General features: G+C 67.9%; 16 protein-coding genes. 9 read left to right on the forward strand and 7 right to left on the reverse strand.

Annotation, left to right across the window (positions count from 1 at the left end):
* Window positions 1-52: 52 nt before the first annotated feature.
* The 3 genes from ACFVWG_RS07495 to ACFVWG_RS07505 all read left to right on the forward strand — a co-directional run bounded on the left by ACFVWG_RS07495 (window position 53) and on the right by ACFVWG_RS07505 (window position 2,558).
* Window positions 53-676, forward strand: coding sequence for a flavin reductase family protein (locus ACFVWG_RS07495; protein WP_391542327.1), 624 nt, complete (start codon window positions 53-55; stop codon window positions 674-676).
* A 110-nt stretch (window positions 677-786) separates the two neighbouring features.
* Window positions 787-1,821, forward strand: a complete 1,035-nt coding sequence (gene mgrA / locus ACFVWG_RS07500) for an L-glyceraldehyde 3-phosphate reductase (RefSeq protein ID WP_391542328.1) — start codon at window positions 787-789, stop codon at window positions 1,819-1,821.
* A gap of 89 nt (window positions 1,822-1,910) precedes the next feature.
* Window positions 1,911-2,558, forward strand: coding sequence for a hypothetical protein (locus ACFVWG_RS07505; RefSeq protein WP_391542329.1), 648 nt, complete (start codon window positions 1,911-1,913; stop codon window positions 2,556-2,558).
* A gap of 175 nt (window positions 2,559-2,733) precedes the next feature.
* Here the strand turns inward: ACFVWG_RS07505 and ACFVWG_RS07510 are convergent, their stop codons facing one another.
* Both ACFVWG_RS07510 and ACFVWG_RS07515 read right to left on the reverse strand, forming a co-directional pair.
* A complete protein-coding gene (locus ACFVWG_RS07510; protein ID WP_391542330.1) occupies window positions 2,734-3,711 on the reverse strand; it encodes a TAXI family TRAP transporter solute-binding subunit in 978 nt (325 codons plus the stop codon).
* Window positions 3,708-5,702, reverse strand: a complete 1,995-nt coding sequence (locus ACFVWG_RS07515; RefSeq protein WP_391542331.1) for a TRAP transporter permease — start codon at window positions 5,700-5,702, stop codon at window positions 3,708-3,710. The genes ACFVWG_RS07510 and ACFVWG_RS07515 overlap by 4 nt, the downstream gene beginning before the upstream one ends.
* A 148-nt stretch (window positions 5,703-5,850) precedes the next feature.
* Here ACFVWG_RS07515 and ACFVWG_RS07520 point away from each other — a divergent pair, with 148 nt between their 5' ends.
* On the forward strand, window positions 5,851-6,516 hold the full coding sequence (locus ACFVWG_RS07520) for a response regulator transcription factor (RefSeq protein ID WP_132414253.1): 666 nt from the start codon (window positions 5,851-5,853) through the stop codon (window positions 6,514-6,516).
* A 36-nt stretch (window positions 6,517-6,552) separates the two neighbouring features.
* On the forward strand, window positions 6,553-7,896 hold the full coding sequence (locus tag ACFVWG_RS07525) for a sensor histidine kinase (RefSeq protein ID WP_391542332.1): 1,344 nt from the start codon (window positions 6,553-6,555) through the stop codon (window positions 7,894-7,896).
* 33 nt (window positions 7,897-7,929) lie between these two features.
* Here ACFVWG_RS07525 and ACFVWG_RS07530 read toward each other — a convergent pair whose 3' ends face one another.
* Window positions 7,930-8,976: a TAXI family TRAP transporter solute-binding subunit gene (locus ACFVWG_RS07530; RefSeq protein ID WP_391542333.1), complete on the reverse strand. Its 1,047-nt coding sequence runs from the start codon at window positions 8,974-8,976 to the stop codon at window positions 7,930-7,932.
* 204 nt (window positions 8,977-9,180) lie between these two features.
* Between ACFVWG_RS07530 and ACFVWG_RS07535 the strand changes: the two genes are divergently transcribed.
* Entirely contained in the window at window positions 9,181-12,201 is a 3,021-nt protein-coding gene (locus tag ACFVWG_RS07535) for an alpha-mannosidase (RefSeq protein WP_391542334.1), read from the forward strand.
* Between the two features lie 264 nt (window positions 12,202-12,465).
* Here the strand turns inward: ACFVWG_RS07535 and ACFVWG_RS07540 are convergent, their stop codons facing one another.
* On the reverse strand, window positions 12,466-13,299 hold the full coding sequence (locus tag ACFVWG_RS07540; RefSeq protein ID WP_391542335.1) for an SGNH/GDSL hydrolase family protein: 834 nt from the start codon (window positions 13,297-13,299) through the stop codon (window positions 12,466-12,468).
* Window positions 13,300-13,398: 99 nt separating this feature from the next.
* Between ACFVWG_RS07540 and ACFVWG_RS07545 the strand changes: the two genes are divergently transcribed.
* The gene (locus ACFVWG_RS07545) at window positions 13,399-14,616 is read left to right on the forward strand and encodes a PucR family transcriptional regulator (RefSeq protein ID WP_391542336.1); all 1,218 of its coding nucleotides are present in this window, start codon (window positions 13,399-13,401) and stop codon (window positions 14,614-14,616) included.
* A 14-nt stretch (window positions 14,617-14,630) separates the two neighbouring features.
* The gene (locus ACFVWG_RS07550; protein ID WP_391542337.1) at window positions 14,631-15,956 is read left to right on the forward strand and encodes a cytochrome P450; all 1,326 of its coding nucleotides are present in this window, start codon (window positions 14,631-14,633) and stop codon (window positions 15,954-15,956) included.
* 111 nt (window positions 15,957-16,067) lie between these two features.
* Here the strand turns inward: ACFVWG_RS07550 and ACFVWG_RS07555 are convergent, their stop codons facing one another.
* Complete coding sequence (locus ACFVWG_RS07555; protein ID WP_391542338.1) at window positions 16,068-16,571, reverse strand: DUF5709 domain-containing protein; 504 nt, start codon at window positions 16,569-16,571, stop codon at window positions 16,068-16,070.
* A gap of 134 nt (window positions 16,572-16,705) precedes the next feature.
* On the opposite strand from ACFVWG_RS07555, the gene ACFVWG_RS07560 reads away from it, so the two are divergent.
* The gene (locus ACFVWG_RS07560) at window positions 16,706-17,890 is read left to right on the forward strand and encodes an aromatic acid exporter family protein (protein WP_391542339.1); all 1,185 of its coding nucleotides are present in this window, start codon (window positions 16,706-16,708) and stop codon (window positions 17,888-17,890) included.
* A gap of 419 nt (window positions 17,891-18,309) precedes the next feature.
* On the opposite strand, the gene ACFVWG_RS07565 is transcribed toward ACFVWG_RS07560, so the two are convergent.
* Both ACFVWG_RS07565 and ACFVWG_RS07570 read right to left on the reverse strand, forming a co-directional pair.
* Window positions 18,310-18,753 (reverse strand): OsmC family protein, encoded by a 444-nt coding sequence (locus ACFVWG_RS07565; protein ID WP_391542340.1) that lies wholly within the window; start codon window positions 18,751-18,753, stop codon window positions 18,310-18,312.
* Between the two features lie 7 nt (window positions 18,754-18,760).
* Window positions 18,761-19,915, reverse strand: a complete 1,155-nt coding sequence (locus ACFVWG_RS07570) for a phosphatidylinositol-specific phospholipase C1-like protein (RefSeq protein WP_391542341.1) — start codon at window positions 19,913-19,915, stop codon at window positions 18,761-18,763.
* Window positions 19,916-20,010 lie beyond the last annotated feature (95 nt).

Genomic DNA, 20,010 nt, shown 5'->3' on the forward strand with positions numbered 1-20,010 from the left:
GATCCTCGTAGGGGTGCAGGGGCGGTGTCCATCGGTTTGATCTACTACCAGAATGCGAATCGAGCTGGATCCGGATCAGGTCGGACCGCGGGAGATCTACGCGACGCTGAACTCGGTGGTGGTGCCGCGGCCGATCGCCTGGGTGTCGAGCCGGTCGGCGGACGGCGTGCTGAACCTGGCGCCGCACTCGTTCTTCACGGTGTCCTGTGTACGGCCGCCGATGGTGCAGTTCACCTCGGTCGGCCGGAAGGACAGCCTGAACAACGTCGAGGCGACCGGGGAGTTCGTGGTGAACTTCGCGGCGGAGGCGCTGTTCGAGCAGGTCAACGCGTCGGGGACGAACTTCCCGCCGGAGGTCTCGGAGTTCGAGGCGATCGGCGTGACGCCCGAGCCGTCGCGGACCGTCGGCGTACCGCGGGTGGCCGAGTCACCGGTGGCCATCGAGTGCACGCTGCACACCACGCTCGAGCTCGGCGACTGCACAGTCGTGATCGGCCAGGTCCGTTCGATCGCGATCGACGAGTCGGTGCTGGCCGACAACCGCCCCGAGGTCCGGCTGCTGCGGCCACTCGCCCGGCTCGGCAAGGACGAGTGGTCCACCCTCGGCGAGATCCGCGAGATCTCCCGGATCCCCCACACCGACTGGCCTGGCCACTTCACCCCGCCCGCGCACTGAGATCAGCCGCGCACCGATCAAGAAGGCGCGGTTCTCGGTGTCAGATGTGGCGTTTCTTGCGCAGAACAAGGGGTTTTGCGCTTGTTACGACATGGTGCAGACTGAGGTTCGTGACTGACTACGTGGCTGCTCAGGACCGGTACGACGACCAGATGGTGTATCGGCGGACAGGCCGGAGTGGCCTGCAGTTGCCGGCGATCTCGCTGGGGCTGTGGCACAACTTCGGGGACGACAAGCCGTTCGAGACGCAGCGCGACATCCTGCGCCGGGCGTTCGACCTCGGGGTGACGCACTTCGACCTGGCGAACAACTACGGCCCGCCGTACGGCGCGGCCGAGACCAACTTCGGCACGCACTTCCAAAGGGACTTCCAGAAGTACCGCGACGAGCTGATCCTGTCGAGCAAGGCCGGGTACGACATGTGGCCGGGTCCGTACGGTCAGGGCGGTGGCTCGCGGAAGTACGTGCTGGCCTCGCTCGACCAGTCGCTGCAGCGGATGGGCGTCGACTACGTCGACATCTTCTACTCGCACCGCTTCGACCCGGACACCCCGCTCGAGGAGACGATGGGCGCTCTCGACACCGCGGTCCGCTCCGGCAAGGCCCTGTACGCCGGAATCTCGTCGTACAGCGCGGAGAAGACGCGGGAGGCGGCGAAGATCCTGCAGGAGCTGGGGACGCCGCTGCTGATCCACCAGCCGTCGTACTCGATGCTGAACCGCTGGATCGAGGAGGACCTGCTCGACGCCGTCGGTGAGCTGGGTGTCGGGGTGATCGCGTTCTCGCCGCTGGCGCAGGGCGTGCTGACCGACCGCTACCTGGACGGCATCCCGGAGGGCTCGCGGGCCTCGCAGGGCAAGTCGCTGAACCCGGACTCGCTGACCGAGGACACCCTCAAGCACGTCCGCGCGCTGAACGAGATCGCCAAGGAGCGCGGCCAGTCCGTCGCCCAGCTCGCCCTCGCCTGGACGCTGCGCGACGACCGGGTCACCAGCGCGCTGATCGGCGCCTCCAGCGTCAAGCAGCTCGAAGGCAACCTCGAGGCCGTCCGCAACCTCAAGTTCACCGCTGCCGAGCTCGAGGCAATCGACGCCGACGCGGTCGAGGCCGGCATCAACCTGTGGAAGAAGAGCTCCGACCACTGACCCATCCGTAATATTACGGATGGTTCCAGGGTGGTTGCGTTGTGCAGTGGCCGGGCGCACGCTGAGAGAGACACCTGGAGGTGGTTGTGATGACCTCTTCGACCCTGGACATGGCGCTGGGCTACGAGCACGAGCGGATCCGGGAGCTGGCCGTACCGGCCGGCCACCCGGCCGCCGCCCACCCGGATCGCAGGCACCGGACGGACTGGTTCTATGCGATCGCCGCGCAGCACCTTTCGGCAGCTGAGGACGTGCTGCTGCCACAGGTGCGGCGGCTGCCCGACGGTCCCGCGCTCGTCGCACAGTACGTCGGCAACGCCAAGAGCCTGGAGCGTTGCCTGCGCTCCCTCAAAGGACGCCAGTACGGCGACAGCCGCGTACTGCACCTGGACCCGCACGACGTGCTGCGCGCGATCGACCGGCTGCTGACCGAGCATGAACGGCTCGAGACCGACTACTGCCGGCAGCTCAGCGACCAACTCGATCAGCACGAGATGAACTCGCTGACCGAGAGGCTGGTCGAGGCCGAAGAAGTGGCCCCGACCCGTGCCCATCCGAACTCACCACACACCGGCCGCGCCGGTCGGCTCGCCCACCGCATGTGGCGATTGGCCGACAACGCGTGGGACAGCGCCGAAGGGCGCGTCGTACCGACGAAGTATCACGTGCATCCCAAACGCGATTCGGCCTTGTCCCACTACCTGTACGGGACGCCGATGCCCCCGACAGACAGGTGACCGGGCCCGGGTCCCTCGGATGCCTCCGAAGGGCCGGGCCCGGCCGACCGGCTCACACTGCGCCTGGTTGTGCGAGCCGGCAGGGTCCCACTCCGCTGCGCCTGGTGTGCGGGGCGGGGCCCGACGTCCTCCCCCGCTGCGCCTGGTGTGCGGGAGAGGACGGTTCAGGGGATAGCTACTTCAAAGCGTCCAGTGCCTTCTGAGCGCCCGGGTGCAGCGGCACCGGGTCGGTCTTGGCCGCGTCCTCCTTGGTGATGCCCTTCGCGGCGGCGTTCACCGCGATCAGTGCGTCGAGGTTCTCGTACAGGGTCTTGGTGAGCTGCTCAGCCAACTCGTCCTTCATGTCCTTGCGGACCAGCAGCACGTTCGGTACGACGATCGTCGCGACGTCGGCCGGCTGCTTGTACGTCGCCGCCGGGATCGGTGCCGCAGAGTAGACCGAGCCATACTTTTCCGTCATTTTGGGCAGCAGATCGGTGATCGGCAACAGCTTGACCCCCTTGCCGAGGCTGGTGGTCAGATCGGTGATGCCGCCGGTCGGCAGCCCGCCCGACCAGACCAGCGCGTCGATCGAGCCCGACTTCATCGCGTCGACCGACTCCGGCAGGCCGAGCCGCTGGGCGGTGACGTCCTTGGCGGCGTCGAGCCCCGCGGCCTCGAGCAGCCGCCGGGCGATCACCTCGGTCCCCGAGTTCGGCGAGCCGGTGGAGACGCGCTTGCCCTTCAGGTCGGCGATCGAGTTGATGTTCGCCGACGTCCGGACCGCGACCTGCGTGTAGTTGTTGTACAGCCGGGTCAGCGCGACCACGTCCTGCTTGGACTGGAAGCTGTTCTCGCCCTTGACCGCGTCGGCCGCGGTGTCACCGAGGGAGAAGGCGATGTCGTAGTTGCCGCCCACCAGACCCTGGATGTTCTGCACCGAGGCGCCGGTCTCACTCGCGGTGGCCCGGTAGCCGGACACCTTCTGCGAGATCACCGAGGCCAGCGCGCCACCGAGCTGGTAGTAGACGCCGGTGGTGTTGCCGGTGGCAATGGTCAGCCGGCCACCGGCCGCCGTACCGGATCCGGAAGGATCGCGCTGGCCGCCACAGGCGACCAGTGAGGCGGCAGCAGCGAGCGCCACCACGACAGTGGGGAGGCGACGGATTCTCATGATCTGGCGGATCCTTCCGTGGGTGCGGCCAGGCGTTGCCGCCGGACCACATTGATGACGACGGCAACAAGTAGCAAACAGATTCCGACGCTGATGGTTACGGGCGCGAGGTAAAGCAGCAGCAGCGCGGCCGGCACGCACAACGCACGCTCGATCCAGGTCGTCGCGACCACGATCCAACCGCCTGTCACGACAGCAAGTGCGGCCACCGCGAGCATCGATACGGCCAGCGTCCAGACCATGCCGATGAACGATCCCTGACCCAGCAGATGGGCGCCGTTGTCGGTGAGCACGAACGCGAACGGCACCAGGAACGCAGGCAGGGTGTACTTCCACGCCTGCCACATCGTCGGCATCACCTTGCCGCCGGTGATCGCGGCCGTCGCGACCGCGGCCAGCGCCGTCGGCGGCGACACCTCGGACAGCACGGCGTAGTAGAAGATGAACATGTACGCCTCGGCCTGCGTCACGCCGAGCTGCACCAACGCCGGCGCGATGATTACCGCGGCGATGATGAACGACGCCGTGACCGGCACCGCAAGACCCAGCACCAGTACGGCGAACGCCGACAGCACGACCGTCAGAATCAGCACGACGGTGTGGTTGTCGGTGAGTCCACGCGCCGCACCGACGATGATCTCGGCCAGGTTCAGACCGAGCCCGGTCTGGGTGGTGACGGCAACGATCACACCGGCCGTCGCACAGGTCGCCGCGACCGGCAGTACCGAACGGGTGCCCTGGGCAAGCGCTTTGAACAGCGGCCGTCCGGTCAGCCGGTGTTCCTTGTCCAGGAACGAAAGGCCGAACTGGATGATCACCGCGTAGACGACGGCCTTGAACGGCGGCACGTCGACCGCCATGAAGCCGATGATCACGAACAGCGAGAGGAAGTGGTACCCGAACCGGAACAGCAGCTTGCGGGCGGACTGCGTCGACGTCTCGGCCGACGTCGTACCGTGCCGGCGGGCGTCGATCTCGATCGCGAGCAGGATGCCGAGGTAGTAGAGGATCGTCGGGATCACGGCGTACCCGAGAACAGTCAGGTACGAGACCTGCAGGAACTCGGCGATGATGAACGCCGCCGCGCCCAGGGTCGGCGGCGACAGGATCGCACCGATACCCGAGGCCGCGAGCATGCCGCCGGCCGGTTCGGGCGGGTAACCGGCCCGGCGCAGGATCGGCCACGACACAGTGCCGAGGGATACGGCGGTCGCCGTACCGGAGCCGGAGACGCTGCCGAGCAGGAAGCCGGCCAAGGTGACGGTGCGGCCCGGTGCAGTGCGGCTCCGCCGGAAGGCTGCGAAGGACAGGTCGATGAAGAACTTGCCGGCACCGGAGTAGTCGAGCACTGCGCCATAGATCGTGAACAGCACGATGTAACTCGCAGCGACACTCAACGGTGTTCCGTAGAAGCCTGCGGTCCCCATCGTGAACTGACCGATGATCGCGTCGAAGTTGAAGCCTTGGTGCGCCAGCGACCACGTGTAGGGCAGGTAGCCGCCGTAGTACGCGTAGGCGATGAACAGCAGGCTCACCACCGGCAGCACCCACCCCGTCGTACGACGGCAAGCCTCAAGCAACAGGACGAGCAGTACGGCGCCAGTCAGTACGTCGAGAGTGGTCGGGGCCTGACGCCGTTCCAGGTAGCCGTCGAAGTCGAGCAGCGGGTACAGACAGACCACGAGCGCGATGAGAGCCAGCAACCAGTCCGACAGGCCAGGGTCGTCATGCGAGCGCGCCTTGAACGGATTGAGGACCGCAGGGACCTTCCAGCCTCTGTAACACAGCAGCGTGATCGGCAGAACGGCTGCGAGAAAGATCACCAAGTAAAACTGCGTGCCCTGTGGTAATGGGAAGAACACCTGCGCCAGGACGCCGACGCTGACAATCGCGCACCAGACCGAGATGATCACATCCAGGGCAGGGCGAAGCCGCCGAGCGGGCCGCTCCTGCTCGTACTCGGCGAGCTCTTCGTCGGAGGGCGTGCTCACGCCGCCCCCCGTTCCGATACCGACAGTCATCGACCGGTTCCCTCCTGTGTGCGGAAGGCTAATGTTGCCGAACACTGCGTGGAGTCGCGTGATTACGTCTTTACCAAGATCTGACACATCAGGGCGTCACCTGGCCTACGATCACCGCATGAGTGGCGCCGTCAGGATTTTGCTGGTCGAAGACGATCTCGATATCGCCAATGCGCTGATCCCCGCGTTGCGGCGATACGGCCTGATGGTGACCCATGTGCGGACGGCGGCGGACGCCCTTGCGGCCGACCCCGGCGACCTGGTCCTGCTGGACCTCGGCCTGCCCGACGGGGACGGGATCAACGTGTGCCGGCAGATCCGTTCGGTCTCCGACGTACCGGTGATCGCGGTCACCGCGCGCGGTGAGGCGGCCGACCGGGTCCGGGGGCTGCGCAGCGGCGCGGACGACTATGTGGTGAAACCCTTCGCGATTTCCGAACTCCTGGCCCGGATCGATGCTGTACTGCGTCGTACCGGGCTCCTGCAGCCCCGCCCCCGGGTGACTGTCGGTGACCTCACCGTGGACATCGAGGCCCGGACCGTCCAGGTCGCTGACAAGCCCATCAGCCTGACCCGCAAGGAGTTCGACGTGCTCGCAGTGCTGGCCGCGCACCACGGCCGGGTCGTCCCGCGCGAACAGGTCGCCCTGTACGCCTGGCAGTCGGTCTTCGAGGCGTCCTCGCGCACCATGGACGTGCACGTGGCCAGCCTGCGGGCCAAACTCGGCCGTCCGGAACTGGTCCAGACGATCCGCGGTGTCGGCTACCGCCTGGGTTCGGACTGACCGTTGCGCCGTCGCCTACTGCAGTCCCTCGTTCCGATGGTGGTTCTGCTCGCCATCATCGCCACCGTCCCGCTGGCGAACTTCATCGCCACCGGCGCCTCCCGCACCCTGTTCCTGTCGCGTAGCAACGACGCGGACTGGTTCGCCACCATGGCGGAGGCGCCGCTGCAGTCCGGTGACATCGCCAACCTGCGCGAGATGGCCGTCCGGTACGACGACCTGTACAGCACGCCCGTCTTCATCGTCGACGACAACAACAAGGTGGTCGCCACCTCCAAGTCCGGTGTCGACGTCACCGAGCCGGACATCGCGGTCGCTCTGGGCAGCACCCTGGCGGGCCGGCTGCCGGCCGAGCCGCCGGCGCTCTGGCCGTGGCAGAGCGGCGAGATGGTCGTTGCCCGCCCGGTCGCCAACAACGGCCGCGTCCTGGGCGCCGCCGTACTGCGGGTACCCACCGAGAACCCGCGCATCGAGGTCCGGGGCAGCCTGATCCTGCTGCTGATCGGACTGCTGATCAGCATCGGCGCGATCATCGCCGGCATCGTCCGCCCGATCAGCAAGTCGGTGATCAAGCCGCTGAAGGACCTGGACAACGCGACCCACCAGATCACCCGGGGCGCGCTGGACACCCGAGTCTCCACCGACGGCCGAGCACCGGAGCTGCGGCGACTCGGCGACAGCTTCAACTCGATGGCCCTCAGCCTGCACCAGGCCCGGCAGCGCGAGCGTGAGTTCGTCGCCGACGCCTCGCACCAGCTCCGTACGCCGCTGACCTCGGCGCGGATCCACATCGAGGGCCTGTCCCGGCTGTCCCCGACCGCGCGCTTCGCGCTCAGCGACATCGACCGGCTCGGCCGGATCGTCCAGCGGCTGTCCAGGCTGGCCGGTTCGGACCGCCCCGGAGCCGATGCCGAGGGCAACAGCGAGGAGCCACTGGACCTCGCGCAGGCGGTCAAGGAACGGCTCGTCGGCTGGAAGGCCGTGTATGCCGCCGACGACCTCGAGCTCATCATCGGCGACATGGTCCCGGGCGGCGTCGGCCCCGAGCTGGAGGTCGACGACATCCTCGACGTCCTGCTCGACAACGCCTCCAAGTACGGCGCTCCGCCGGTCGAGGTCTCGGTCACTCGCGACAACGACGAGGTCGTGCTGTCGGTGCGCGACCACGGTCTCGGCCTCGGTTCGCGGGACCTGAAGAAGGTCGGCGAGCGGTTCTGGCGCAGCGCCCACCACCGCGAGATGCCGGGCACCGGCCTGGGTCTCGCGATCGTCCGCTCCGAGGCGGCCCGGGTCGGCGGCCGCGTCGTCGCCCGACCGCCGATCGGCGGCGGTCTGGTGATCGAGGTCCGCGTCCCCCTGATCGACGACTACGAGCTCTGAGCGACCACGAGCTGAGTACGGCGTTCGCCGTACTCAGATGTGGTTGTTGCGGTACCAGCGCTCGGCGGCCTGGTGCAGCGGCACCGGCATCGTCGCGATCGCCGATCGCGGGTCCAGCGCACCGGCCTCCGGGTGGTAGTGCTCCTTGTCGGCCGGGTTGCCGATCAGGTCCTTCTGGCGGCGGAACAGCGTGTTCACGATCCACCAGGCCCAGGAGTCGGACAGGGTCTGCCGAGCGATCAGGTAGTTCGGGATCGTCAGCGTCGGGACGGCACTGGCCAGCCCGTAGGTCTTCGGCGGGATCGAGGAGACGATGTAGCCGCCGAACTGCTTGAGCGCGATGGTCTGGGCCACCTCGCCGATATCGAGCAGCCGGAAACCGACGGTCGCCTGCAGCGCTGCGATCGGCCCCGTGGGCAGACCGCCGCTCCAGATCATCGCCTCGATCTCCTGGCCCGGCTTGGGCTTGTCGTTCAGCGCATTGGCCGCATCTTCCAAGGACAGCGTCTTCTCGATGACGTCGACCCCGGTCTTACCCTTGCTGTTCTTGGCCGTCTTGAGAATCATGTCGGCGACCAGCTTGGTGCCGGAGTTCTCCGGCCCGACGCTGACCGGCCTGCCCCCCAGGTCCGCGAGGGTCTTGATCTTCGACGCCATCGGCACCACGACGTGCACATAGTTGTCGTAGGTCCGGCCGAGCGCGGAGAACTTCAGCGATCCGCGCCCGAACTCCTCACCGAGCCCCTCATACGCGGCGTACGCCGAATCCGAGGTGGTGAAGCCGACGTCGTACGTCCCGCCCGCGACCTTGCGGAGGTTGTCGATCGACCCGGCCGTCACGACCGGGGTCAGCATCATGCCGGTGACCTCGCTGACCAGTGCCGCCAGCCCGGTGCCGAACGTGTTGTAGACGCCGCCGAGGTTCCCAGTCGCGAGTTTGGCCGGAGCGGACGGCGCGGGCTCGTCGGAGCGGCCCCGCGAGCACCCGGGCACCATGAAGGCGGCCGCGGCGGCCGCGCCCAGGCCGAGCACACTGCGCCGGCTCATCGATTCGGGCATGATCAGGCGGGGACGATCCATGCAGGACAACCTATGCGGCAACCGGGCCGGATCGGTAGCCACGTGCGCCCGCCGCTACCGAACCGCTACCCGCAGCCGCCACCCGGCAAGTTCGCACAAACTGTGTCTGGACGGGCCCCCGGTCGGTGTGACAGCGTTGTCATCACGCGCCCGCGTGGGTTGCGTGACTGAACCCCAGTGACACAGGCCCCGGAGGATGATTTCGTGCACGACGACCGTCAACTCATCGAGGAGCGGCTGCAGCGCGCCCTGCGGGAGCGGATCCGCCCCGCGGTCTACGGCGCCGCGGTCCCGCTGGACATCGAGGTGTGGCACGCACCTGGTGAGCCCGTGTCACCCGCCGAGGCCCTCGCGCAGACCTACGAGCCGGCCGCCATCGGGCTGCCGTGGGGTCCCGCCTGGGGTACCGCCTGGTTCAAGTTCAGCGGCCAGGTCCCGGCCGAGTGGGCCGGCCGTGAGATCGAGGCGGTCATCGACCTCGGCTTCAGCGGCGGTCCCGGCTTCTCCGCGGAGGGCCTGGTGCACACCACCGGCGGCCGGCCGCTGAAGGGCCTGCACCCGCGCCAGACCTACGCGCCGCTGTCGATTCTCGGCCCGGACGGTACGGCGGCCGCGGCCGGCGACTCGATCGAGTTCTACGTCGAAGCGGCTGCGAACCCGGAGGTCCTCGGTGACGCCGGCGGCTTCTCGCCGACAACGATCGGTGACAAGCCCGAGCCGGGCGGCAAGCCGATCTACCAGCTCACCCGCGCCGACCTGGCCGTGTTCAACGCCGAGGTGTGGGACCTGATCCTCGACCTCGAGGCGCTGGACGGGCTGCAGCGGGAGCTGTCGCTGCAGGAGCCGCGCCGCCGCGAGATCCTGCGCGCACTGAGCCGGTCCCTGGACGCCCTGGACTACGAGGACGTCGCCAAGACCGCCGCCGATGCCCGCGCCCAGCTGACCGACGTACTGAGCCGTCCGGCCCATGCCTCCGCGCACCAGGTGTCCGCGGTCGGCCACGCGCACATCGACTCCGCCTGGCTCTGGCCGCTGCGCGAAACCCGTCGCAAGGTCGCCCGGACCGTCTCGAACGTCGCCACGCTGGCCGAGGAGTACCCGGAGCTCGTCTTCGCGTTCTCGCAGGCCCAGCAGCACGCGTGGGTGAAGGAGAACTACCCCGAGGTCTGGGAGCGGCTGAAGAAGGCCGTTGCCGAGGGCACCATCGTTCCGGTGGGTGGCATGTGGGTCGAGTCCGACACCAACCTGCCCGGCGGCGAGGCGCTGGCCCGGCAGTTCGTGCACGGCAAGAGGTTCTTCCTGGACGAGTACGGGATCGACACCCAGGAGGTCTGGCTGCCGGACTCGTTCGGCTACACCGCGGCCCTGCCGCAGCTGGTCAAGCTGTCCGGCTCGAAGTGGTTCCTGACCCAGAAGATCTCCTGGAACAAGGAGAACAAGTTCCCGCACCACACCTTCTGGTGGGAGGGCCTGGACGGGACGCGCATCTTCACGCACTTCCCGCCGATCGACACCTACAACTCCGACCTGTCCGGTCGCGAGCTCGCGCGTGCCCAGCGCAACTTCCAGGAGAACGGCGCCGCGACCCGTTCACTGGCCCCGTTCGGGTACGGCGACGGCGGTGGCGGCCCCACCCGTGAGTTCGTCGCGACCGCCCGCCGGGTCGCGAACCTGGAGTCCTCGCCGCGGGTGACCATCGAGTCCCCGACCGAGTTCTTCAGCGCCGCCGAGGAGGAGTACGCCGAGCAGGCACCGGTCTGGTCCGGCGAGCTCTACCTGGAGATCCACCGGGCGACGTACACCTCACAGGCCAAGACCAAGCAGGGCAACCGCCGCAGCGAGCACCTGCTCCGCGAGGCCGAGCTCTGGTCGGCAGCAGCCGTGGTCGCGGGCAAGCTCGACACCTACCCGTACGCCGAGCTGGACCGGATCTGGAAGGCCGTGCTGCTGAACCAGTTCCACGACATCCTGCCCGGCTCGTCGATCTCGTGGGTGCACCGCGAGGCCGAGGAAACCTATGCCAGGTTGGGCGCAGAGCTGGAAGCGATCATCGCCAAGGCCCAGCAGGCGCTGGCTGGCGACGGCTCCTCGTCGATCGTGTTCAACGCCGCGCCGCACACGCGCAACGGCGTTGCAGGGCTGGGCGCCGCGGTCGCGGCTGCTGCCGAGACCCCGGTCTCCGTGGCGAACGGCGTACTGGACAACGGCGTCATCCGGGTCACCATCGACGAGCGCGGACTGATCACCTCCCTGTACGACGTCGAGGCCGCCCGCGAGGTCATCGCACCAGGTGCCGTGGGCAACCTTCTCCAACTGCACGTGGACACCCCGAACCAGTGGGATGCCTGGGACGTCGACTCGTTCTACAAGAACAACGTCCGGGACGTCACCGAGGTCGACTCGGTCGACTTCAGCACGGTCGACGGCGTCGCGACGGTCGTCGTGAAGCGCTCCTTCAACCGCTCCACGGTCACCCAGACCCTGCGCCTCGAGCCGGGTGCGAAGCGGGTCGACATCGAGACCGAGATGGACTGGCACGAAGCCGAGAAGTTCCTCAAGGCGTCGTACCCGGTCGACGTGCACGCCGACCGCTCGGCGTCGGAGACCCAGTTCGGCCACATCTTCCGCCCGACCCATCAGAACACCTCGTGGGACGCGGCCAAGTTCGAGATCGCCGCCCACCGCTGGGTCCACGTCGCCGAGGCCGGCTACGGCGTCGCCGTCGTCAACGACTCGACCTACGGCCACGACATCAACCGCACGGCGCGCCCCGACGGTGGCACCACCACCACGATCCGTACCTCGCTGATCCGCGCTCCGCGTTACCCCGACCCGAAGACCGACCAGGGGGTGCACACCGTCAACCACGCCCTGGTCGTCGGCGCCGGCATCCCCGAAGCGATCTCCGAGGGCTACCGCATCAACCTCCCTGAACGCGTCGTCACCGGCGCCGAGGGCGTAGCCCCCCTGGTCACCATCGACAACCCGAACCTCGTCGTCGAAGCCCTCAAGCTCGCCGACGACCAGTCCGGCGACGTCATCGTCCGCCTCTACGAATCCACCGGCGGCCGCTCCCGCGGCACCCTCACCCCGTCCTTCGCGACGACGTCGGTCACCGAAGTAGACCTCCTTGAGCGCCACCTCGCGGACCGGGACCTGGACGGCGGGGTCGCTCTCGACCTCCGCCCCTTCCAGATCCTCACCCTCCGCCTCAAGCGCTCCTAACCCCCAGGGGCACCACCTCCCCCCACCCCGGTGCCCCTCCCCGCGCCCGCTGCCAACCCAGGCAGCGGGCGCTGGTTCGTCACCCCTCGCTGCCTCCTCCGTCCCCTCCATCCCTAACGTCCGAAAACACGCCGACCACGTGCTCGGATCCTTCGGACGTCCGCGGGGCTGACGTAACGTCCGAAAACACGCCGACCATGTGCTCGGATCCTTCGGACGTTGGCTCGGCGGTGGTGGGCCTCGGGCAATGCCCTGACCCCCGGCCTATTTGGCGGCGGCGGCGACCAAGGTGCCGAAGGCGGCCATGCCTTGGCGGCTGGGGTGGAGGGGAGCTGCGTCGGAGCCGGGAATGAGGCCTTCGAGCCAGCGTTGGCTTTCGGGGGCACAGGTGTCGTGGCCGGTGCTGGGGGTGCGGAGGTCTACGTAGGTGGCACCGTGAGCGGCGGACTGGGTGGCGATCATGCGGTTGAGGTGGTCGATGGTGCCTTGGAGGTAGTCGCCGTCGACGGGCCAGACGGGGACCTGGGGGAAGCAGCCGCCGGGGCGGAGGTAGGTGCCGTAGCCGGTGACGAGAATGCGCGCGTTGGGGGCGAGGGCGTGGATGCGATCCAGGGCCTTGCCCAAGGCGGGGCCGGTGGCGTCGATGCTGGCGGCCAGCTGGTCTTTGCCGCCAGCGGTGTAGCGCGCTTTGCAGGAGACTCCGGCGGGTGCGGGCAGGAGGTTGATGCAGCTGAGGGCGGCCTGGAACAGACCGGAGTCGTTCGCTCCGATGGCGACCGTCACCAGGTCGGTCGTCGGCTTTAGAGCGTCGTACTGCGGGGGCACGAAGCCGAACTGTTTGCCGCTGAAGTCCGGGATCGCGGCTCCCGAACACGTCACGTCCGTCAGCCGTGCGCCGAGCTTGGCGGCGGCGACGTGCGGGTAGTTGGCCGCGGACCGCGTGCAGGGCAGGTCGATCTGCGGCAGGATCAGCGGCCCGGCCGCCGAGGAGTCACCCAGGGCGACGTACTCCAAAGGCTCCGAGGCTGCGTGGGCCGCCAAGGGGCTGAGCAGGCCGGCCACCAGCACTCCCACGGCCAGTAGTACCCGTTGTTTCATGTGATCACCCTTTGCGGTCGGTCGAGCACTACTTCTGGGTAGTAATGTTCGACCCCAAACCGGCTGCCGGTCGCTGGGGCCACGCCCAGAGTTCAAGGGATGATCGTTGTGACAGATCACAAGGAGCTGCGGTCCGGCGGCGTACCCGTGCATGAGCTGGTCCGGTCAAGGCTCCCGCGGCTGGTCGACGACGTACTGGCGCGGCTGGTCGCGGAGATCCCGCTCTACGCTCAGTTGCCGGCCGAGGAACTGCAGGGCGACATCCGCCGCATCACCGATCAGAGTCTGCGCGCGTTCATCGAGACCTTCCGGACCGGCGTCGTACCGACTGGCGACGTACTGGCGCCATTGAGAGAGTCGGCCCGGCGCCGGGCTGAGGAGGGCGTGCCACTCGAGGCTCTGCTGGCGGCGTACCACCTCGGCGGCAAGGTCTGCGCGAATAACGTTGCCGAAGGCTTCCGGCCCGAGGAGCTGCCCGACGCGATCGCGCTCAACCGGCTGATCCTCGACTTCCTGCAGCACGTGACCGCGGTCGTCTCCGCGAGCTACTTCGAGGAGCGGCAGTCGATCGCGGGTGAGGACCAAGCGACTCGGCAGGCAGTGCTCGCGGCATTGCTCGACGGCCGAGCGGTCGACGAGGCCGCACTGCGAGCCGGCGTACGGCTGCCAGCCGAGTACGTCGTCGCCGGGCTCGCGTTCGGCACGCACCCCGACGAGCTCGAGCCCGGAGTCGATCCGCAGATCGTTGCCCGACGCAAGCTTCGGCGGATCCGGGTCGAGCTCGACCGACTCGCGGGCAGCATGGCGAGCCTGTCGGTCGACGGCGGGATCGCCTTGCTGCCCTGTAAGAAGAGCGACGTCGATAACCTCCGCACGAGACTGAGCCGAGTCGCCGGAGTAGACCTCACCTTCGCGATCACGACCAGCGCGCCGGCCGACGTACCGGCTGCGGCCGCACTGGTACGCGACCTGCTCGACGTCATCCGCATCCACCGCCATCCACCCAACGTCTACGAACTCGACGACCTCGTGCTCGAGTTCCAGCTGAGCCGCCCCAGCCCGGCCCGCGACCGCCTGGCACAACTACTCGAACCACTCAGCGATCGACCCGACCTGCTCCAAACCCTGCGCTGCTACCTCGCCAACGCCCGCAGCCGGCGACAGACCGCGGCCGACCTGCACATCCACGCCAACACCGTCGACTACCGCCTGAAACAGGTCGCCCGACTCACCGGCCTCGATCCGGTCAGTGACGATCAGTTGCCCAGGATCGTTGCTGCGCTTGTCGCGTACGACGCTCACCGTTCACCCTTGTGACGTAGCGTCAACGCATGGCTCCGACTCCACTGCTCGGTTCCCGCACGCTCGATCGGCAGACCGCCCGCACGCTGCCGCCCGGCCCGCGGCTGCCGACGCTCGTGCAGAGTCTGCTGTTCGCGAACCACCGCAAGACGTTCTTCCCCCGGATGCGCGAGAAGTACGGCGATGTCTTCACGATCCGCCTGGTCCCGTCGAGCCGGGTCTGCGTCGTGCTGAGCCGGCCGGACCACATCCGCGAGGTCTACGGCAGCTCACCCGCGGTCGTGCACGCCGGTGAGGGCAACACCGCGCTCGAGCCGGTGATGGGTTCGAGCTCGCTGCTTCTGCTCGACGACGAGGACCACGTCCGGATGCGGAAGCAGCTGATGCCCGCGTTCTCCGGCCAGGCCCTGCGTGGGTACGCCGACATGGTGCACGAGCTCGCGGTCGCCGAGATCGCGACCTGGCCGGTCGACAAGCCGTTCCAGATGCACCAGCGGATGCGGAACCTGACGCTGGAGATCATCCTGCAGGTCATCTTCGGCGTGACCGACGTCGACCGGCTGAACACCCTGCGCCCACTGATGGACAAGATCGTCTCGGTCTCGCCGGTGATCATGCTCGGCGGCTTCTACCCGGCGCTCCTCCGGATCCCGCCGTGGCGGAGCTTCCTGCGCGCACAACAGCAGGTCGACGACATCCTGTACGACGAGATCGCGCGCCGCCGCGGAAACCTTGCCGGACGCAACGACGTACTGACGCGCCTGCTCGCTGCCGGCGAATGGACCGACGTCGAACTCCGCGACCAACTGGTGACCCTGCTCCTGGCCGGCCACGAAACCACGGCCACCGCGCTGGCCTGGGCCTTCCACGACCTGGCCCGCAGCGAGAAGGACCTCGCCTTCGGCCAGAACGCAGCCGACCACAACGCCGACGGCGAACTGGAAGCCATCGTCAAGGAGTCCCTGCGCCTGCATCCGGTCGTCTACCAGGTAGGCCGCCGCCTCACCGAGACCACCGACCTGGCCGGCTACCGCCTCCCTCGCGGTACGACGGTCCTGGCCGCGATCGGCCTCGTCCATCGCGACGGCGAACACTTCCCCAACCCCGAGGAGTTCCGCCCGCAGCGGTTCCTCTCCGACGACCCGCCCGCCCCCGGCACCTGGATGCCCTTCGGCGGCGGCGCCCGCCGCTGCATCGGCGCCGGCTTCTCCCTGATGGAAGGCACCGAGATCCTCCGCGCCACCCTCGCCGCCTACAACCTGCAGGCCCCCGACCCCACCCCCGAACCGGCCCAGGCCAAGAACGTCACCCTGGTCCCCAAACACGGCACCAAAGTCACCGTCACCCCCCGCTAACGTCCGAAGCACCGGAGGACGTGGTCGGCGTGTTTTCGGACGCTAGATCAACCCCGAAATAGCGTCCGAAGACTCGCCATGCACCGTCGGCGAGTTTTCGGACGCTAACAATCAGTTCTCGGGGTCGGTGACGTCGCCCAGATCGACGTTCTCGTACGACGAGAGGTCGGTGTCGTCATCGTCGTCGAGTTCGAAGTTGTCCTCGTCGTCGACGACGTGAATGGCGGCCTCTTCGGCTGAGGCAGCGGCGCCGTCGAAGCCGACGTCCTCGGCGACGAGATCCGACTCGGAGTCGGAGTGCGCGCCTTCGTCAGGGGCGACGAGACGACCAGAACGCCGTACGCCGACCTCCGGGCCGCCGACGTCTTCGCCGTCCTCGGCGTACGGGTCGATGTCAGGCTCCTCCTGGGCGATCCGCTGGTCCAGCGTCTCGCCTTCGAGCGCCTCCTCGGCGGTGTTGCCGAATCCTTCCCCGGCGGACCACTTCTCGGGCGGCGAGTAGCCCTCGTCGAGCAGATCGTCCACCCCACGGTCGTTCAGGGTGTCCTCCGCCTGCAGCTGGTCCTCGTCGTCGACGCTGTAGCTGCCGTAGTCCTCGCGGTTGTTCTCCGTCATGCCTCCACCTCGCTAGCGCTCGGCTCCGTCATGACAAGAGACGTCACTGTACAAATTACTCGCTCGCTGCGCTCGCTCATGATCACACAGTGTCCCTTCAGCCCCCGATGAATCAAGCCGGGCACAATGAACGGATGGATCCGGTCAGGCTGACGCTCGAGCAGTTGCGGGAACTGCGCGACGACATCGCGCCGCAGGCCGCACGTCGTACCGGGGCTTCGGTCCGGCGGCGGCTCGAACGCTGGCGCGATCGGATCTTCTTCATTGCCCAGTGCGCGCTGGCCGCCGGTGTCGCCTGGGCGCTGGCCCGCTACGCCTTGGGCCACAAAGCACCGTTCTTCGCGCCCGTGGCCGCGATGGTCTGTCTCGGCTTCAGTTTCGGCCAGCGACTGCGTCGAGTCGCCGAGGTCATGGTCGGTGTGGCGGTCGGTGTCGGGGTCGGCGACCTGTTCGTCCGGTTCTTCGGTACTGGCATCCCGCAGATCATCTTCGTGGTCGCGCTCGCCATGAGCGTCGCCGTACTGCTCGGCGCCGGCACGTTGATGACCACCCAAGCCGGCGTCCAGGCGGCAATCGTCACCACCTTGCTTCCCAATCCGGGCGCGGGATTCAGCCGCTGGCTGGATGCGGCCCTCGGTGGCGTAGTCGCCCTCGCGGCGGCAACGATCGCCCCGGCCGCGGCGATCAGGCGTCCGAGGCAACAAGCCTCCGAGGTGCTGAACGAGCTCGCCGCGATTCTCGTCGAGACCGCCGAAGGCCTTCGTGACAAGACCGACCAAGAGGCGCACGACGACAAGCTCGACGAGCGCGAACTGACCGACGCGCTCCGACGTGCCCGCGCGAGCGAGGCCATGCTCGACGACCTCCGCAGCGCCGCCTCGGAAGGCGTAGCCGTCGTCCGCCTCTCCCCGTTCCGCCGCCGGCACCGCGGCCGGGTCCAGCAGATCGCCGACCTGGTCGTCCCGCTCGATCACGCGATCCGCAACATCCGAGTCCTGGTACGGCGCTGTGCGGTCTCGGTCTGGCGTGATGAGCGGATGCCCGACGAATACCCGATGCTCCTCGACCGCCTGGCCGACGGCACCCGGCTGATCGCGGAGTCCCTGTTCGAACCGGCCGCCAAGGTCGCCGCCCACCGCGTGCTGGGCGAGCTCGGCCGCCGTACGGCGGATATGCCGCTGCCGACCGGATTGTCCGCAGTGGTGGTGCTCGGCCAGATCCGGTCGACCGTCGTCGACCTGCTCGAGCTGACCGGGACGTCGTACGACGACGCCCGCAAGCTGGTCCCGCTCCGGCTCGACGGGCTGGACGAGAAGTAAGTCCGGACATAGTGGCCTAGGTCACATCGAGAAATTTCTCGAAATTCCCGTCATACCCCGGCCCGCGGTGCGTCTCACTGGCATGACGATCCACCGAATGATGACGGCACTGGCCACCGAGCTGGGCCGCACCGTCGAGACGACGACCCCCACAGACGACCGGAGCGACGCCGCCGCTGAGCAGTAACTGGCGCGAACCGGACGAACGGATCACCGGCGGCGCACCCGAACGGTCCTACCCACCGAGTTGGACCGCACGGATGACGCACACGAAACGCAGAGGCGCCCATGTGCAGCGCCACCGGATCCGTCCGATGCACCACCACAGAGGTGCATCGCAAAACCACCCACCGACTGTCCTGACGCCGCTTGCGCGAGGCTCAGGCCAGACCCGGTGGGTGGTTTTTTGTTGCCGTCAGCTACGAAGCGACCGTGACCGTCGTCGTCACGGAGTTCGCGATGAAACACTCCTGATGAGCCAGGTGATGCAGCCGGTCGAGCACCGCGGCGTCAGGCGAGGCGCCGCTCCAGACGATCTTCGGGCGCAGCGTCACCTCGGTGACCGCCAGCCGGCCGGCTTCATTCTTCGCCATCACACCGACCGCGTGGTCGTCGTACGAGTCGACGACCAGCCGCTTGCGGGCCGCGATCGCGAGGAAGGTGAGCATGTGGCACGACGACAGCGCGGCCACGAACGCCTCCTCGGGATCGACCGGGCCGGGACTGCCCAGGAACGCCGGATTGGCGGACCCGGGCACGGTGATCCCACCGTCGAAGCGCCACTCGTGGTCGCGGCTGTAGGTGTCATAGGTGAATTCGTGCTCACCACGGCTCCAGCTGACGTCGACCACGTGCTCCGACATGTTCAGATCACCTCTCCGCTACGCGTGCTCCAGGCTTGCCTGTTACCGGGTTCAAGCGTACGGGGGTGTCTCCGGGGAGCTCGGCGACGAAGTCGCTGTCGTACCGCGAGGCCATCCCGGCCACCGGGAAGTCGGTGCTGACGTACTGCGCACCACTGCCCAGCGCGATGCCGACCCGGCTGAAGTCCTTGTCCCGGATCGTCGCCAGCGGCTCGTCCGAACGGGTCCGGACCAGGTAGCCCTTCTTCACCAGGCGCTGGATCTCCGCCGTACCGGTTCCGCGCGGGTCGTTGACCTGCGTGACCGCGGCGTCGGCGTCACCCTCGGCGCCGCGGGTGAAGACCGCCCGGCCCTCCAGGCTCGGCTTGCCCTCACGGTAGATGTCGCGGATCGCGGTGCCCGGTCCGCCGTTGTCGAAGTAGAACATCACCTTGCCGGAGGCGTTCTGCAGCGTCGGCCAGCCCTTGGTGGTGACCGACTGCTCCAGCGTCAGGCCCGGCTTGCGCACGTCGTCCGGCGACAGCAGTTGCTGCTCGCCGAAGACCGAGCGGATCTCGGAGTCCACGCTGTTCAGGTTGCCGGCATCCCACGGTGGAGCCTTCACTCCACCCTGGGCGACGATCGCCGGGTCGGACTGCTTGAGCTCGAGGTTGATCACGATCGGCGCGGCGTGCGGGTGCGCGTCGGACCACGTCTTCACCTGCTGCAGGCACTGCACGAAGCTGCGGCAGACGGTGTTGTAGTCGACGTCGACGATGTGCATCACCTTGATGCCGGGCTTGGCCAGCTCCGGATCGGTGAGCGCCGGCAGCTTGGCGATCTTGCGGATCAGCGGGTAGGTGTACAGCCCGCCGGTCGGGTCCGGAAACAGGTCGAGCTCCAGCTGACGGACGTTCTGGTCCTCGAGCTGCTGACCCAGTGGGGCATGCGAGTACCAGAGGTCGACCGAGTCCGGACGCTGCGCGAACTGGATCTTCTTCTCGTCGTCGCTGACCTCGCGGTGGTAGGAGTTGTGCGAACCCATCACCTGGATCTGGTTCATCTTGAGCCCGGCCGTCGTACTGGCCTGAGAGCTTTGAGTGGTCAGGGCCGACCCGGCCAGACCGGACGCGGCGACCGCGGTGGTCGCGATGCCGGCGATCACCGATTTGCTGATACGCATGGAGTGCGTTCCCCTCCTCTGGAGTGCATGACGCAGATCTGACGGCAATCTGTCATACGAAGGTGGCAGCGTTGTCGACGATTCGGCGCACAATG

The organism is Kribbella sp. NPDC058245, assembly GCF_042882005.1.
Taxonomy (GTDB): domain Bacteria; phylum Actinomycetota; class Actinomycetes; order Propionibacteriales; family Kribbellaceae; genus Kribbella.

Coding starts and splice junctions, on each gene's coding strand:
- ACFVWG_RS07495 (WP_391542327.1), top strand. CDS start 53: ATGCGAATCGAGCTGGATCCGGATCAGGTCGGACCGCGGGAGATCTAC.
- ACFVWG_RS07505 (WP_391542329.1), top strand. CDS start 1,911: ATGACCTCTTCGACCCTGGACATGGCGCTGGGCTACGAGCACGAGCGG.
- ACFVWG_RS07510 (WP_391542330.1), bottom strand. CDS start 3,711: ATGAGAATCCGTCGCCTCCCCACTGTCGTGGTGGCGCTCGCTGCTGCC.
- ACFVWG_RS07520 (WP_132414253.1), top strand. CDS start 5,851: ATGAGTGGCGCCGTCAGGATTTTGCTGGTCGAAGACGATCTCGATATC.
- ACFVWG_RS07525 (WP_391542332.1), top strand. CDS start 6,553: ATGGTGGTTCTGCTCGCCATCATCGCCACCGTCCCGCTGGCGAACTTC.
- ACFVWG_RS07530 (WP_391542333.1), bottom strand. CDS start 8,976: ATGGATCGTCCCCGCCTGATCATGCCCGAATCGATGAGCCGGCGCAGT.
- ACFVWG_RS07540 (WP_391542335.1), bottom strand. CDS start 13,299: ATGAAACAACGGGTACTACTGGCCGTGGGAGTGCTGGTGGCCGGCCTG.
- ACFVWG_RS07545 (WP_391542336.1), top strand. CDS start 13,399: ATGATCGTTGTGACAGATCACAAGGAGCTGCGGTCCGGCGGCGTACCC.
- ACFVWG_RS07550 (WP_391542337.1), top strand. CDS start 14,631: ATGGCTCCGACTCCACTGCTCGGTTCCCGCACGCTCGATCGGCAGACC.
- ACFVWG_RS07555 (WP_391542338.1), bottom strand. CDS start 16,571: ATGACGGAGAACAACCGCGAGGACTACGGCAGCTACAGCGTCGACGAC.
- ACFVWG_RS07560 (WP_391542339.1), top strand. CDS start 16,706: ATGGATCCGGTCAGGCTGACGCTCGAGCAGTTGCGGGAACTGCGCGAC.
- ACFVWG_RS07565 (WP_391542340.1), bottom strand. CDS start 18,753: ATGTCGGAGCACGTGGTCGACGTCAGCTGGAGCCGTGGTGAGCACGAA.
- ACFVWG_RS07570 (WP_391542341.1), bottom strand. CDS start 19,915: ATGCGTATCAGCAAATCGGTGATCGCCGGCATCGCGACCACCGCGGTC.